The 13,648-nt window shown below is 68.8% G+C and carries 13 protein-coding genes; 5 read left to right on the plus strand and 8 right to left on the minus strand.

Annotated elements, in window-relative coordinates; all coding sequences use genetic code 11:
• Nucleotides 1–56: 56 nt before the first annotated feature.
• The 8 genes from ACFVIM_RS25380 to rpmH all read right to left on the minus strand — a co-directional run bounded on the left by ACFVIM_RS25380 (nt 57) and on the right by rpmH (nt 6,225).
• The gene (locus ACFVIM_RS25380) at nt 57–1,124 is read right to left on the minus strand and encodes a ParB/RepB/Spo0J family partition protein (RefSeq protein WP_384305506.1); all 1,068 of its coding nucleotides are present in this window, start codon (nt 1,122–1,124) and stop codon (nt 57–59) included.
• Nucleotides 1,121–2,197: a ParA family protein gene (locus ACFVIM_RS25385; RefSeq protein WP_384305534.1), complete on the minus strand. Its 1,077-nt coding sequence runs from the start codon at nt 2,195–2,197 to the stop codon at nt 1,121–1,123. The genes ACFVIM_RS25380 and ACFVIM_RS25385 overlap by 4 nt, the downstream gene beginning before the upstream one ends.
• A gap of 508 nt (nt 2,198–2,705) precedes the next feature.
• Complete coding sequence (gene rsmG, locus ACFVIM_RS25390; protein ID WP_384305509.1) at nt 2,706–3,422, minus strand: 16S rRNA (guanine(527)-N(7))-methyltransferase RsmG; 717 nt, start codon at nt 3,420–3,422, stop codon at nt 2,706–2,708.
• Between the two features lie 114 nt (nt 3,423–3,536).
• Nucleotides 3,537–4,058 carry a protein jag gene (locus tag ACFVIM_RS25395; RefSeq protein WP_384305512.1) on the minus strand — a complete coding sequence of 174 codons (522 nt, stop codon included), beginning with the start codon at nt 4,056–4,058 and terminating at the stop codon, nt 3,537–3,539.
• A gap of 14 nt (nt 4,059–4,072) precedes the next feature.
• Entirely contained in the window at nt 4,073–5,302 is a 1,230-nt protein-coding gene (gene yidC / locus ACFVIM_RS25400; protein ID WP_384305515.1) for a membrane protein insertase YidC, read from the minus strand.
• A 3-nt stretch (nt 5,303–5,305) separates the two neighbouring features.
• Nucleotides 5,306–5,701 carry a membrane protein insertion efficiency factor YidD gene (gene yidD / locus ACFVIM_RS25405; protein WP_384305518.1) on the minus strand — a complete coding sequence of 132 codons (396 nt, stop codon included), beginning with the start codon at nt 5,699–5,701 and terminating at the stop codon, nt 5,306–5,308.
• On the minus strand, nt 5,698–6,069 hold the full coding sequence (rnpA, locus tag ACFVIM_RS25410) for a ribonuclease P protein component (protein ID WP_384305520.1): 372 nt from the start codon (nt 6,067–6,069) through the stop codon (nt 5,698–5,700). The genes yidD and rnpA overlap by 4 nt, the downstream gene beginning before the upstream one ends.
• Nucleotides 6,070–6,087: 18 nt before the next feature.
• A complete protein-coding gene (gene rpmH, locus ACFVIM_RS25415; protein WP_003949374.1) occupies nt 6,088–6,225 on the minus strand; it encodes a 50S ribosomal protein L34 in 138 nt (45 codons plus the stop codon).
• Nucleotides 6,226–6,709: 484 nt separating this feature from the next.
• Between rpmH and dnaA the strand changes: the two genes are divergently transcribed.
• From dnaA to ACFVIM_RS25440, 5 genes are all read left to right on the plus strand, one after another.
• Nucleotides 6,710–8,503, plus strand: coding sequence for a chromosomal replication initiator protein DnaA (gene dnaA / locus ACFVIM_RS25420; protein WP_384305522.1), 1,794 nt, complete (start codon nt 6,710–6,712; stop codon nt 8,501–8,503).
• Nucleotides 8,504–9,603: 1,100 nt separating this feature from the next.
• The gene (dnaN, locus tag ACFVIM_RS25425; RefSeq protein ID WP_384305524.1) at nt 9,604–10,734 is read left to right on the plus strand and encodes a DNA polymerase III subunit beta; all 1,131 of its coding nucleotides are present in this window, start codon (nt 9,604–9,606) and stop codon (nt 10,732–10,734) included.
• Between the two features lie 176 nt (nt 10,735–10,910).
• Complete coding sequence (gene gnd, locus ACFVIM_RS25430; protein WP_384305526.1) at nt 10,911–11,789, plus strand: phosphogluconate dehydrogenase (NAD(+)-dependent, decarboxylating); 879 nt, start codon at nt 10,911–10,913, stop codon at nt 11,787–11,789.
• A 32-nt stretch (nt 11,790–11,821) separates the two neighbouring features.
• Nucleotides 11,822–12,955, plus strand: a complete 1,134-nt coding sequence (recF, locus tag ACFVIM_RS25435) for a DNA replication/repair protein RecF (protein ID WP_384305528.1) — start codon at nt 11,822–11,824, stop codon at nt 12,953–12,955.
• Entirely contained in the window at nt 12,952–13,572 is a 621-nt protein-coding gene (locus ACFVIM_RS25440; RefSeq protein ID WP_384305531.1) for a DUF721 domain-containing protein, read from the plus strand. Before recF ends, ACFVIM_RS25440 begins: the two co-directional genes overlap by 4 nt.
• The last annotated feature ends 76 nt before the right edge of the window (nt 13,573–13,648 follow it).

Consider the following 13,648-nt stretch of genomic DNA (forward strand, 5'->3'; position numbering starts at 1 on the left):
GGGCCGCACCGGTAGGGATACCGGTGCGGCCCGCCCTCATCGTCGGGGAGAACGCCTTACCCCTGCTCCTCCTCGGCCTGGAGTCCCTGCTCCATAACCCGGCCCTCACCAGGAGCGAGAGTGCTGAGGATGCGCTCCAGATCCTCCATCGAGGCGAACTCGACGACGATCTTTCCCTTCTTCTGACCGAGGTCGACCTTCACCCGGGTCTCAAAGCGGTCCGACAGCCGGGAGGCGAGATCGGAGAGCGCGGGCGACACCCGTGTACCAGCGCGCGGGCCCTTGGGCTTCGTGGTGCTCTCAGGGTTGGAGTTGATCAGGGTGACGATCTCCTCCACCGCACGCACCGAGAGGCCCTCAGCCACGATCCGGTGAGCCAGCCGGTTCTGCTCCTCGGGGTCCTCCACCGAGAGCAGTGCCCGGGCGTGTCCCGCCGAGAGCACTCCAGCGGCAACCCTGCGCTGGACCGCGGGCGAAAGCCTGAGCAGCCTCAGAGTGTTGGAGACCTGGGGACGCGAACGCCCGATCCGATCGGCGAGCTGGTCATGGGTGCAGTTGAAGTCCCTGAGAAGCTGGTCGTAGGCTGCGGCCTCTTCCAGTGGATTGAGCTGGGCCCGGTGAAGGTTCTCCAGCAGCGCGTCCAGCAGAAGCTTCTCGTCCTCGGTATGACGGACGATCGCGGGGATCCGCTCCAGGCCGGCCTCACGGCAGGCCCTCCAGCGACGCTCGCCCATGATGAGTTCATAGCGCTCGGGCCCCAGCTGACGGACCACCACCGGCTGAAGCAGCCCGACCTCCTTGATGGAGGTGACCAGCTCGGCGAGCGCGTCCTCGTCGAAGACCTCGCGTGGCTGACGAGGATTGGGGGTGAGGCTGTCGAGCGGAAGCTCGGCGAAGTGCGCTCCGGCCGGCTCGCCCTGGCGTGCGGCGCTCTCCGCCGCCTCGGGCGCGGTAGCCGCGGCGGGAAGGGTGGCCACCTTGGCGGCGGCCACACCCCGCTCCGCCGTCAGGAGCGAGGACGTCCCGGTGGGGCCGGATGGCCCGCCCGTGCTCTGCTTCTCCTGCGGCGCGGCGGGGATCAGCGCCCCGAGCCCACGTCCCAACCCTCTACGTCGCTCGCTCACTGGATCCCCTCCGAAATGTTCTGCTGACTGTTCTGAGCGCCCAGATGGGCGTGCTGCGGGTCGTAGCGCACTCCGACACCACGCAACGCCATCTCCCGGGCCGCCTCAAGATACGACAGAGATCCACTGGACCCCGGATCGTAGGTCAGAACGGTCTGCCCATAGCTCGGCGCTTCCGAGATCCGGACGGATCGGGGGATGCTCGTCCGCAGAACCTCTTCACCGAAGTGACTACGGACCTCCTCGGCCACCTGCGAGGCAAGCCGGGTGCGGCCGTCGTACATGGTGAGGAGGATCGTCGAGACATGCAGGGTCGGGTTGAGGTGGCCTCGCACCAGATCCACATTCCTGAGCAACTGCCCCAGCCCCTCCAGCGCGTAGTACTCGCACTGAATAGGGATCAGCACTTCCGCTCCCGCGACCATTGCGTTGACGGTCAGCAGACCCAACGAAGGCGGGCAGTCGATCAGGATGTAGTCCAAGGGCTGCTCATAGGACTGAATGGCCCGCTGGAGTCGGCTCTCCCGCGCCACCAGCGACACCAGCTCGATCTCCGCACCGGCGAGATCGATGGTGGCGGGGGCGCAGAAGAGACCTTCGACGTCCGGGACCGGCTGGACCACTTCGGAGAGCGGCTTGCTCTCCACCAGGACGTCATAGATTGAGGGAACTTCGGCGTGGTGATCGATCCCCAGCGCGGTGGACGCATTGCCCTGGGGGTCCAGATCGATGACCAGCACGCGGGCGCCATGCAGGGCGAGGGACGCGGCGAGATTCACCGTGGTGGTGGTCTTCCCCACCCCGCCCTTCTGATTGGCGACAACGATGATGCGCGTCTGCTCGGGTCGAGGCAGACCCTCACCGGCACGCCCCATCGCCTCCATGGCGAGCTGTGCAGCTCGGCCAATGGGTGTCTCATCCATCGGCGGCGGTGTTTCACGTGAAACATCCTCCCCCGGCGACTCGGTACGGGGGCCGGGGACCGGATCGGTCATCGGTCCCGCGATATTGGCGTCGGACCGCAAGGATTCACTCTCCTCGACTTCAGACTCGCGATGAACAGAGCCTGCCATGCTTTCGGGGTCGTGAACCAGCGAGGCCCGTGCTTCTGTGGACGAATCCACCACTGTGGACAACTCCGTCACCCTGGTGAGAGGTTTCCGGTTCCGGATCGGGGCGGCGGCGCGCCCGCGGCTGATGATTCCTTGCAGCAGTGAGCGACGTTTCACGTGAAACACGATGCACGGGCCTCAGCGCGACCCCTTCACGACACTCCGGCGTCGCCGCGGAGGGAAGCTTGTATGGAGCATCCCCCACTCACGCCACAGATACAGAGAAGGCCCCGCCCCGGCCGCCCCATCCTGAGAGAGGGGCCACCGGACGGAGCCTGATGAGGCCCGCCGTACCTCATCGAGACGCGCGACCCGTCGCAGACCGCCGGGACAGACAGACACTGGCAGAGACAGACAGAGAGCGACCGAGGACGGGCGAGGGCCGTGAGAGCCCACAGGATCTCCAGGAGTCACCACTCCCTGTCCTTCCCGGCCCGCCTCGATCCCCTTGATCGGCTCGACCAGCCGATCAGCGCCGTCGACGGGACCGGTTGCTCCGGGCGGCCTTCGCCCTCTTCGCGGCGAAGCGCACCCCACCGGGGCTCTCCCCGACCTCGACCCGCACCACGGTGGAGAGCGGATCCACCAGCCCCTCGCCCACATGGACCACCGAGGTCTCCACCACACCGAGCTTGCTCAGCGCGGCACGCGCCCCCCGCAGCTCCTCCTCAGCGGTGTCGCCCTTGAGGGCCAGCATCTCCCCGTACGGACGGAGCAGTGGAACGCCCCAGCCCGCGAGCCGGTCCAGCGGTGCCACCGCGCGCGCCGTCACCACATGGACGGGCTGTAGCTTGCCGAGGACCTCCTCCGCGCGGCCACGCACCACGGTGACATGGTCCAGGCCCAGCAGCTCCACAACCTCCTGGAGGAAGTTGGTCCGCCGCAGCAGCGGTTCCAGCAGCGTGATCTTGAGGTCAGGGCGCACCAGGGCCAGCGGGATCCCCGGCAGCCCGGCGCCCGAGCCCACATCACAGACCGAGACCCCCTCGGGCACCACCTCGGAGAGGACCGCGCAGTTCAGCAGATGGCGCTCCCAGAGTCGTGGCACCTCCCGGGGACCGATCAGACCGCGCCTGACTCCGGCATCAGCGAGGAGCTCCGCATACCGCACGGCTTCCGGAAAGTAATCTCCGAAAACCGTCCGCGCCGCCTCGGGCGCCTGGGGAAGCTCTGCTGCCTCCGTCACGGGGACCGTCCTTCCGTACCGCAGTGTCGCTGTGTGGACCGTGGTGGCTGACTATCAGGCTGACAAAGATCGGCCCCGCCTGCGCAACAGACGGGGCCGAGAGAACGAGGTGGATCAGGCGGGGAGCACGACGACGAAGCGCTGCGGCTCCTCGCCCTCGGACTCGCTGCGCAGACCCGCCGCCGCGACCGCGTCGTGCACGACCTTCCGCTCGAAGGGAGTCATCGGCTTGAGCTTCACCGGCTCGCCGCTGCTCTTGACGTCGTTGGCGGCCTTGGCCCCCAGCTCGGCCAGCTCGGTGCGCTTCTTGGCCCGGAAGCCCGCGATGTCCAGCATCAGACGGCTGCGGTCGCCGGTCTCACGGTGGACCGCGAGCCGGGTCAGCTCCTGGAGCGCCTCCAGGACCTCCCCGTCCCGGCCGACGAGCTTCTGCAGATCCCGGCTGCCTCCGTCACCGATGATCGAGACAGCGGCCCGGTCGGCCTCGACATCCATATCGATGTCGCCGTCGAGATCGGCGATGTCGAGCAGACCCTCAAGGTAGTCGGCCGCGATCTCCCCCTCCTGCTCCAGGCGGGTCAGGGTGTCCCCTTCCTCCACGGTGGCTTCCTCGGCGGGGATGGTGCCTTCCGTCACGGATGGACTCCTTCTTACTTCTTGGACGACGGGTGCTTGGGTCGCTGCTGGCCCTTGCGCTTGGGCTGCTGGCGCTGGCGTGCGGGCTTGCCCGCCGTCTTCGACGAGGCATCCTCAGGCGTGTCCTTCGACAGCGAGGTCTTCGCCCCGGTGTCGGTGGTCTCACCAGCCTTGGCGGCGTGGCGCTTGGCCTTGGTCTGACGCTTGGGCTGGCGCCGCTGCGCGGCACCGCCCTCGGCCTCGGCGGTGATCTTGTCGCTCTTGGCCACCGTGCCGTCGGCCTGCGCGGCGTATCCGGCCTTGCCCAGTCCGGTGATGAAACGACGCTCGTTCTCGTTGCGGTCCGAGCCCTTGGCGACGATGGCCTGGACGACATTGCGCTTACGACGGGAGCGGATCTCGCCACGGGCGGTGGCGGACTTCAGCAGCCGCTGGAGGTACTGGTCCTGGGCCATGCTGCCGGGCGTGGGGTTCTGATTGATCACGTACATCTGCTGACCGAGGGTCCAGACGTTGGTGGTCAGCCAGTAGACGAGAACACCGACGGGGAAGTTGACACCCATGACGGCGAAGATCACCGGGAAGATGTACATGAGCATCTTCTGCTGCTGCATGTACGGCGTCTTGACCGTGAGGTCGACGTTCTTCTGCATCAGCTGGCGCTGGGTGTAGAACTGCGACGCCGACATCAGGATGATCATGATGGCGGTGACGATGCGCACATCGGTCAGCGTGGCGCCGAGAGCGGCGACCTTGTCCGGGCTGTCCATGAACTTCGCCGCCAGCGGGGCGCCGAAGATATGGGCCTGACGGGCGCTGTCGAGCAGCGGCTCGTCGATCACGCCGACGGTCTTGCCGGAGGCGATGTTCGACAGCACGTAGTACAGGGCGAAGAAGAACGGCGACTGCGCCAGGATGGGAAGGCACGAGGAGAGCGGGTTGGTACCCGTCTCCTTGTACAGCTTCATCATCTCTTCGGACTGACGCTGCTTGTCGCTCTTGTAGCGCTCCTGGATCGCCTTCATCTTCGGCTGGAGCGCCTGCATGTTCCGCATCGACTTGATCTGCTTCACGAAGAGCGGGATCAGGCAGATACGGATCAGGATCACCAGCGACACGATGGACAGTCCCCAGGCCCAGCCCGTGTCGGGACCGAAGACCGCCCCGTACAGCTTGTGGAACTGGACGATGATCCAGGAAACCGGTGTCGTGATAAAGCTGAAGAGACTGGCAATCGTGTCCACTAATCAGGCTCCTTGAGCATTGGGCGAGGTCTCTGCGGCCGGACTCGGTGGTTCTGTGGCCGAGGAGGCCGCGGGGGCCGATCCCCCGGGGGGCACGTCGGTTGCCCCGGAGGGCGGATCGGCGGGGTGCCCGCCCTTGTCACCGCGCAGGGCTGCGCGCAGCATCACGTGCCATCGCGGACGCGTGCGGGGTGGCACATGGTCCACCCCGCCCGGCGACCACGGATTGCACCGAAGGATGCGCCAGGCGGTGAGGGCCGTGCCTTTCACCGCACCATGTCGGTCGATGGCCGTGTATCCGTAGTGGGAACACGACGGGTAGTACCGGCAGACGGGCCCCAGGAGGGGACTGATCGTCCACTGGTACAGCTTGATCAGGGCCAGCAGCGGGTACTTCATCGCGTGCCCCCTCCCAGCAGCCGCTGGAGGGCGGCATCCAGGTCTCGGGCCAGCTGAGCGTGATCGGCGTCACCCGCACCGGGCAGCGCCCGTACGACCACCAGGCTACCGGGGGGCAGCTGGGCGACGCGTTCCCGTATGAGATGTCTCAGCCTGCGCTTGACCTTGTTGCGGACGACCGCTCCGCCCACGGCCTTGCTCACGACGAAACCCGCACACGTCGGGGGAGCGCTCTCCCCAGGCGCGTGCGGGTCCGGTGAACCGCTGCGTAGATGGACGACAAGGAGCGGGCGCCCGGCCCGCCGCCCTCGTCGTACCGCGGTCGCGAAGTCCTCGCGCCGCCTCAGCCGATTCTCGGTAGGCAGCACGTCATGACCTGTACGCGATCAGGCGGACAGGCGGGCGCGACCCTTGCCACGGCGAGACGCGAGGATCGCGCGGCCGGCACGGGTGCGCATGCGCAGGCGGAAACCGTGGGTCTTGGCACGACGACGGTTGTTCGGCTGGAAGGTGCGCTTGCTCACTCGGGGGCTCCAGAAATGACTCGTAGATGGCGGGACATCGCCTGGCTGTCACCGTGCGCCCACGAGAAGCTCGCGTTTACGCTCGAGTGCACCGCTTCATCGATCACGAAACGCGATCTTTGCCCATCGGAGGCAGGCGGCAGCAGCCATCGACAACTCGACCTGGTTACGGTACGCGCGGCTACGCCATCCGGTCAAACCAGGGCCACACAGGGGTCCGGAACCCGGCTGGACAACGGGTCCGAGCCACCCTGGACCCGAGGCGGCGGCGGTCCGGCGAAGCGCCGCGGACCGCCTGGGTACCGGCCGGAGCCAGGTCTGACGCACTCTGGCTGTACACAGCCTGTGGACAACAACTTGAACCACGCGGGTCGCCCTGACTACCGTGGCTGGACTCCGAATCTTTTCCTTTCTGTCCTTGCCTGTCCTTCCCATCCCGTCCCGAGAACCACACATTCGTGGGACCTGCGAGAGAGCGTGCCCTGTGGCTGACGTACCTGCCGATCTTGCCGCAGTGTGGGCACGCGTGCTGAAGCAGCTCCTCGCCGAGGGCCAGCAGGGTGTCGAGGCCAAGGACAAGCAGTGGGTCGAGCGCTGCCAGCCGCTCGCCCTGGTGGCGGACACGGTGCTGCTCGCGGTGCCCAACGAGTGGGGCAAGCGGGTCCTCGAAGGGCGGCTGGCGCCGCTGATCAGCGAGACCCTCAGCCGTGAGTGCGGACGTCCCACCCGGATCGCGATCACCGTCGACGAGTCGGTGGCCGAGCCGCCGGCCGCCCAGCCGGGCCCCGAGCGTCCGCAGGACCGGGGCGAGGCCGCCCCGCCGGGGCCCCAGGGCTACCCGGGTGTCCAGCACCAGGAGCCGTCGGCCGATCCGTACCAGCAGAACGATCCGTACGGCGGTGGCTACCCCCATCGCGGCGGTGAGGACGGACTGCCGGAGGTGCGCCCCGCCTACCCCGACTACCAGCGGCAGCGGCCCGAGCCGGGGGCCTGGCCGCGTACGCAGGAGGACCTCTCCTGGCAGCAGCCGCGGCTCGGCGGGTTCCAGGACCGCGACCCCTACGCGACGGCCAGGCCGCCGCACGACTACCGCTCCCCGCAGCCACCCGAGCGCGCCTCCTACGAGCCGCCGCGGCCGGACCGCCGTGAGCCGCCGTCCCCGCCCGCCCGCGGACCCGTGGCAGGGCCCTCCGGGTCGCCGGGGCCGCTCGGTCAGCCATCGCCCGCGCCGGGGCCGGGCGAGCCGCACGCCCGGCTCAACCCGAAGTACCTCTTCGACACTTTCGTCATCGGCGCCTCCAACCGATTCGCCCACGCGGCCGCCGTCGCGGTCGCCGAGGCTCCGGCGAAGGCGTACAACCCCCTCTTCATCTACGGGGAGTCGGGGCTCGGCAAGACGCATCTGCTGCACGCGATCGGGCACTACGCGCGCAGCCTCTACCCGGGCACCCGGGTGCGGTACGTGAGCTCGGAGGAGTTCACCAACGAGTTCATCAACTCGATCCGCGACGGCAAGGGAGACACGTTCCGCAAGCGCTACCGCGATGTGGACATCCTGCTCGTCGACGACATCCAGTTCCTGGCGAGCAAGGAGTCGACGCAGGAGGAGTTCTTCCACACCTTCAACACGCTCCACAACGCCAACAAGCAGATCGTGCTCTCCTCCGACCGGCCGCCCAAGCAGCTGATGACGCTGGAAGACCGGCTGCGCAACCGCTTCGAGTGGGGTCTGACCACGGACGTCCAGCCGCCCGAGCTGGAGACCCGCATCGCGATCCTCCGTAAGAAGGCGGTCCAGGAGCAGCTCAACGCTCCGCCGGAGGTTCTGGAGTTCATCGCCTCCCGCATCTCGCGCAACATCCGGGAGCTGGAAGGCGCGCTGATCCGGGTGACGGCGTTCGCGTCGCTCAACCGGCAGCCGGTCGACCTCGGGCTCACCGAGATCGTGCTGAAGGATCTGATCCCCGGCGGCGAGGACACCGCGCCCGAGATCACCGCGGGCGCGATCATGGCCGCGACGGCCGACTATTTCGGGCTGACGGTGGAGGACCTGTGCGGTTCCTCGCGCAGCCGGGTGCTGGTCACCGCCCGCCAGATCGCCATGTATCTCTGCCGGGAGCTGACCGACCTCTCGCTGCCCAAGATCGGGGCGCAGTTCGGCGGTCGGGACCATACGACCGTGATGCACGCGGACCGCAAGATCCGGGCGCTGATGGCGGAGCGGCGCTCCATCTACAACCAGGTCACCGAGCTGACCAACCGCATCAAGAACGGCTGAGCCGCCGCGGCGGCACGAGGCGCGTTCCCGGATCCCGGGGCGCGCCTCCGTCGTTTCCTCCCGCCCCTCCGGCGGTCGGTCTCGGGTGTCCGCGGCTCCCAGACCGGGGTGGCGCCCACGAGGGGGACGAGAGGGCCCGTGCTCGGTGTCCGGCGGCCTCGGTGTGGCTTTCCAGGGATCCCGGCCGCTGTGCCGCGCGCTCGGGGCGTGTCGAACCCTGGTGGGCATCCGAGAGGGGCGGGCCGGGTCAGGTCGCCCCTATCCCTTCTCTCCCAGGCCCCTCCCCGGCCCCCACCGCCCCCGCGGAACGGGTTGGCGCGCCGCCCACAGCTGGGGATGGAGCCGTCGCCGGCGGAGGGGGCTGTTCGAATCAGGGGGTTCGTCACGTGGTTCTCCACAGATTCGGGGAGAATCCTCCATCCACACCCTGGGGACTATGGAGTTGTCCAGACTGTGTCCACAGGCCGGCCGGTGGATAGATCATCTCGGCAGGTCAGGGGGCTGTGGAATTGTGGTCAACGACAATCCACAGCCTGTGGACAGTCGAGCCGTCCACAGGCCGCGCTCTCCGTTATCCACCGGTGACCCACAGGCGAAGGGCCGTTACCCACAGCTTCTCCACAGCGCTGTCCACTGTTCGGCAACACGACACCACCTCTCACCGGGTCGAGTGAAAGCCGTCACACCGAGTCGGCGGATTGGGCTGTGGGGAACCTGGGTAAAGCTGGGGACAGCGCTGGGGAGAACTCCCCGTGGCCTGTGCATGGCCTGTGCAGAACTTTTCGCTGTCCACAGAGACCGTGGGTTATCCACGGGCTCCACCCACAGGGTCGGTGGATAAAAAAGCGGATCTGACCTGCGCGAACACGGTTATCCACGGTTTCCACAGGCCCTACTACTACTGCCACCCATAGTTAGCCCGGGAATCGTTTCGAAGCGGGGGCTGTGCACAACTCGGTGCCGGAGCCCGCGACACCGCCCGGCCCGACTTGACCCCGAGCCGCACCAACTGTCAGTGCCGTGCGTCAGACTGGTTCCCGGCGACAAGCCGACGAAAGAACGCCAGCAGGGCGAGGCAGCAACAGCAGGAGGCGGTTCCGGTGAAGATCCGGGTGGAGCGCGATGTACTCGCGGAGGCTGTGGCCTGGGTGGCCCGTAGCCTCCCGGCCCGTCCGCCCGCTCCCGTCCTGGCGGGGCTGCTGCTGAGGGCCGAAGACGGGGCGCTGAGCTTCTCCAGCTTCGACTACGAGGTCTCGGCCCGGGTCTCGGTGGACGCCGAGATCGAGCAGGACGGCACGGTCCTCGTCTCCGGGCGGCTGCTCGCCGACATCTGCCGTGCCCTCCCCAACCGCCCGGTCGAGATTTCCACAGACGGTGTACGGGCGACCGTGGTCTGTGGATCCTCCCGCTTCACCCTCCACACCCTGCCGGTGGAGGAGTACCCGGCGCTGCCGCAGATGCCCACCGCCACCGGCACCGTCCCGGGTGAGGTCTTTGCCTCCGCCGCCGCCCAGGTCGCCATCGCGGCGGGCCGTGACGACACCCTGCCGGTGCTGACCGGTGTCCGTATCGAGATCGAGGGCGACACCGTCACCCTCGCCTCGACCGACCGCTACCGGTTCGCGGTCCGTGAGTTCCTGTGGAAGCCGGAGAACCCGGAGACCTCCGCCGTCGCCCTGGTGCCCGCCAAGACCCTGCTTGACACCGCCAAGTCCCTGACCAGCGGTGACACGGTCACCCTGGCGCTTTCGGGCTCCGGTGCCGGTGAGGGCCTGATCGGCTTCGAGGGCGCCGGCCGACGGACCACGACCCGGCTGCTCGAAGGCGACCTCCCGAAGTACCGCACGCTCTTCCCGACCGAGTTCAACTCGGTCGGGGTGATCGAGACCGCGCCTTTCGTCGAGGCCGTCAAGCGAGTCGCGCTGGTCGCCGAGCGGAACACCCCGGTCCGGCTCAGCTTCGAGCAGGGCGTGCTGATCCTTGAGGCCGGTTCCAGCGATGACGCACAGGCTGTGGAGCGCGTCGACGCCCAGCTGGAGGGCGACGACATCTCGATCGCCTTCAACCCGACCTTCCTGCTGGACGGACTGAGCGCCATCGACGCCCCGGTCGCCCAGCTCTCGTTCACCACCTCCACCAAGCCCGCGCTGCTGAGCGGGAAGCCCGCCGTCGACGCGGAGGCGGACGAGGCGTACAAGTACCTGATCATGCCCGTACGGCTCTCGGGCTGATCCCCGCCGGGTCCCCGTGCCGGGGCCCAGCCGCTGACGATGGGTGACCACGACGGGTCTGTCCCGGACCGCGCAGGAGCCGGGCAGGCCCGTCGGGCCGTGCTGACGGGCCCGGCGTAGGCTCGGAAGCGGTTACGCAGGTTACGCATCAGCACACGACGCTTAAGGACAGCAAGATGGAGCTCGGCCTCGTCGGCCTCGGCAAAATGGGCGGCAACATGCGCGAGCGCATCCGCCGCGCGGGCCACACCGTCATCGGGTACGACCGCAATCCCGACCTCGCCGATGTCCACAGCCTCAAGGAACTTGTGGACAAGCTGAAGGGCCCCCGGGTGGTGTGGGTGATGGTCCCGGCCGGGGCCGCGACCCAGGCCACCATCGACGAGCTGGCCGAGCTGCTCTCCCCCGGCGACATCGTCGTGGACGGCGGCAACTCCCGCTGGACCGACGACGAGAAGCACGCCGTCGAGCTGGGCATCAAGGGCATCGGCTTCGTGGACTGCGGAGTCTCCGGCGGTGTCTGGGGCCTGGAGAACGGCTACGCGCTGATGTACGGCGGCGACGCCGACCATGTCGCCCGGGTCCAGCCGATCTTCGACGCACTCAAGCCGGAGGGCGACTTCGGCTCGGTGCACGCGGGCAAGGTCGGCGCGGGCCACTTCGCCAAGATGGTCCACAACGGCATCGAGTACGCCATGATGCAGGCGTACGCCGAGGGCTGGGAGCTCCTGGAGAAGGTCAACTCGGTCACCGACGTCCGCGAGGTCTTCCGCTCCTGGCAGGAGGGGACGGTCATCCGCTCCTGGCTCCTCGATCTGGCCGTCAACGCGCTGGACGATGACGAGCACCTGGAGAAGCTCCGGGGTTACGCGGAGGACAGCGGCGAGGGCCGCTGGACGGTGGAGGCGGCGATCGACAACGCCGTGCCGCTGCCCGCGATCACCGCGTCCCTCTTCGCGCGCTTCGCCTCGCGCCAGGAGGACTCCCCGCAGATGAAGATGATCGCCGCGCTGCGCAACCAGTTCGGTGGTCACGCGGTGGAGACCAAGAAGTAAACCCTTCAAGCCGGGGGAGGTCGGCCACATCCATGCACGTCACGCACCTGTCGCTGGCCGACTTCCGCTCCTACGCCCGGGTCGAGGTCCCGCTCGACCCGGGCGTCACCTCGTTCGTCGGTGCCAATGGCCAGGGCAAGACCAATCTGGTCGAGGCGGTCGGCTATCTGGCGACGCTCGCCAGCCACCGGGTCTCCTCGGACGCTCCGCTGGTGCGGATGGGCGCCGAGCGGGCCGTGGTCCGGGCGGCCGTCACCCAGGGTGAGCGCTCCCAGCTGGTGGAGCTGGAGATCAACCCCGGGCGCGCCAACCGTGCCCGTATCAATCGTTCATCGCAGGTCAGGCCGCGGGATGTGCTGGGGATAACCCGTACGGTCCTCTTCGCCCCCGAGGATCTGACGCTGGTCAAGGGCGATCCGGGCGACCGGAGGCGCTTTCTGGACGAGCTGCTCACGGCCCGTACACCCCGGATGGCGGGAGTCCGCTCCGACTACGAGCGGGTGCTCAAGCAGCGCAACACCCTGCTGAAGTCGGCGGCGCTGGCCCGGCGGCACGGCGGGTCCTCGGCCAAGGCCGATCTCTCCACCCTCGATGTCTGGGACCAGCATCTGGCCCGCGCGGGCGCCGAGCTGCTGGCGCGACGGCTGGAGCTGGTCGCGGCGCTTCAGCCGCTGACCGACAAGGCGTATGAGGCGCTGGCCCCCGGCGGGGGCCCGGTCGCCCTGGAGTACCGCTGCTCCGCCGATCCCCAGGGTGAGGCGCAGAGTGCCGAGCAGCTCTTCGGGGCCCTGATGAGCGCCCTCGGTGAGGCCCGCCGCCAGGAGATCGAGCGCGGGGTGACCCTGGTGGGTCCGCACCGCGACGAGCTGCTGTTGCGCCTCGGAGCTCTCCCGGCGAAGGGCTACGCCAGCCATGGCGAGTCCTGGTCCTACGCCCTGGCGCTGCGGCTCGCGTCCTACGATCTGCTGCGCGCCGAGGGGAACGAGCCGATCCTGGTGCTCGACGACGTCTTCGCCGAGCTGGACGCGCGGCGGCGGGAGCGGCTGGCGGAGCTGGTGGCCCCGGGTGAGCAGGTCCTGGTGACGGCGGCCGTCGACGAGGATGTCCCGGGTGTGCTCACCGGAGCGCGGTACACGGTGGCCGAGGGCGGGGTGACCCGGGTATGAACGACGCGTTCCACTCTCCCGGGGCGCCCCTGGGCGGTGCCTCCGGGCCGTTCGGCGCCGCGCCGGGCGGGCTTCCCGCCGGTGCGCCCGCGCCGGTCGGCCCGCCCGAGCCGTCCGGGGTGGATCTCGCCCGGGTCGCGCTGCGCGCGGCCAAGGAGCAGGCGCGTGCCCGTGGTGCCGCCGCTCAGGAGAAGCGCCAGGCCAGAAGGGGTGGAGGGCTTCGCTCCGGGGCGCGTGCCGATGGCCGTGACCCGCTGTCGCTGGGTGCGGCGATCAATCGGCTGATCACCGAGCGCGGCTGGGAGACCCCGGCGGCGGTGGGCGGGGTCATGGGCCGCTGGCCCCAGATCGTCGGCGAGGACCTGGCCAAACACTGTGTTCCGCTCCGTTATGACGAGGGGCCCGAGGAGCGGGTCCTGACGGTCCGCTGTGACTCCACGGCCTGGGCGACCCAGCTGCGGCTGCTCGCGCCGAGACTGGTGGCGCGGCTCAACGAGGACCTCGGCCAGGGCACGGTCCGGCTGATCAAGGTGCTGGGTCCGGGGGGCGGGCCCCGTCAGGACTACGGCCCGCTGCGGGCGCCCGGCAGTCGCGGGCCGGGCGACACCTATGGCTGAGCCTGAGCCCGGTCTCCCGCCGGTGCCCGCCCGCTCTCCTTCGGTACGGGGGTGCTGGACCTCACTGTGAGGTCCC

Origin of the sequence: Streptomyces sp. NPDC057638, assembly GCF_042800315.1 — a bacterium.
Taxonomy (GTDB): Bacteria; Actinomycetota; Actinomycetes; order Streptomycetales; family Streptomycetaceae; genus Streptomyces.

Excerpts from the sequence above, each read along its gene's own strand:
- gnd (WP_384305526.1), top strand. The coding sequence starts at position 10,911 with ATGGAGCTCGGCCTCGTCGGCCTCGGCAAAATGGGCGGCAACATGCGC.
- yidD (WP_384305518.1), bottom strand. The coding sequence starts at position 5,701 with ATGAAGTACCCGCTGCTGGCCCTGATCAAGCTGTACCAGTGGACGATC.
- recF (WP_384305528.1), top strand. The coding sequence starts at position 11,822 with ATGCACGTCACGCACCTGTCGCTGGCCGACTTCCGCTCCTACGCCCGG.
- ACFVIM_RS25440 (WP_384305531.1), top strand. The coding sequence starts at position 12,952 with ATGAACGACGCGTTCCACTCTCCCGGGGCGCCCCTGGGCGGTGCCTCC.
- ACFVIM_RS25385 (WP_384305534.1), bottom strand. The coding sequence starts at position 2,197 with ATGGCAGGCTCTGTTCATCGCGAGTCTGAAGTCGAGGAGAGTGAATCC.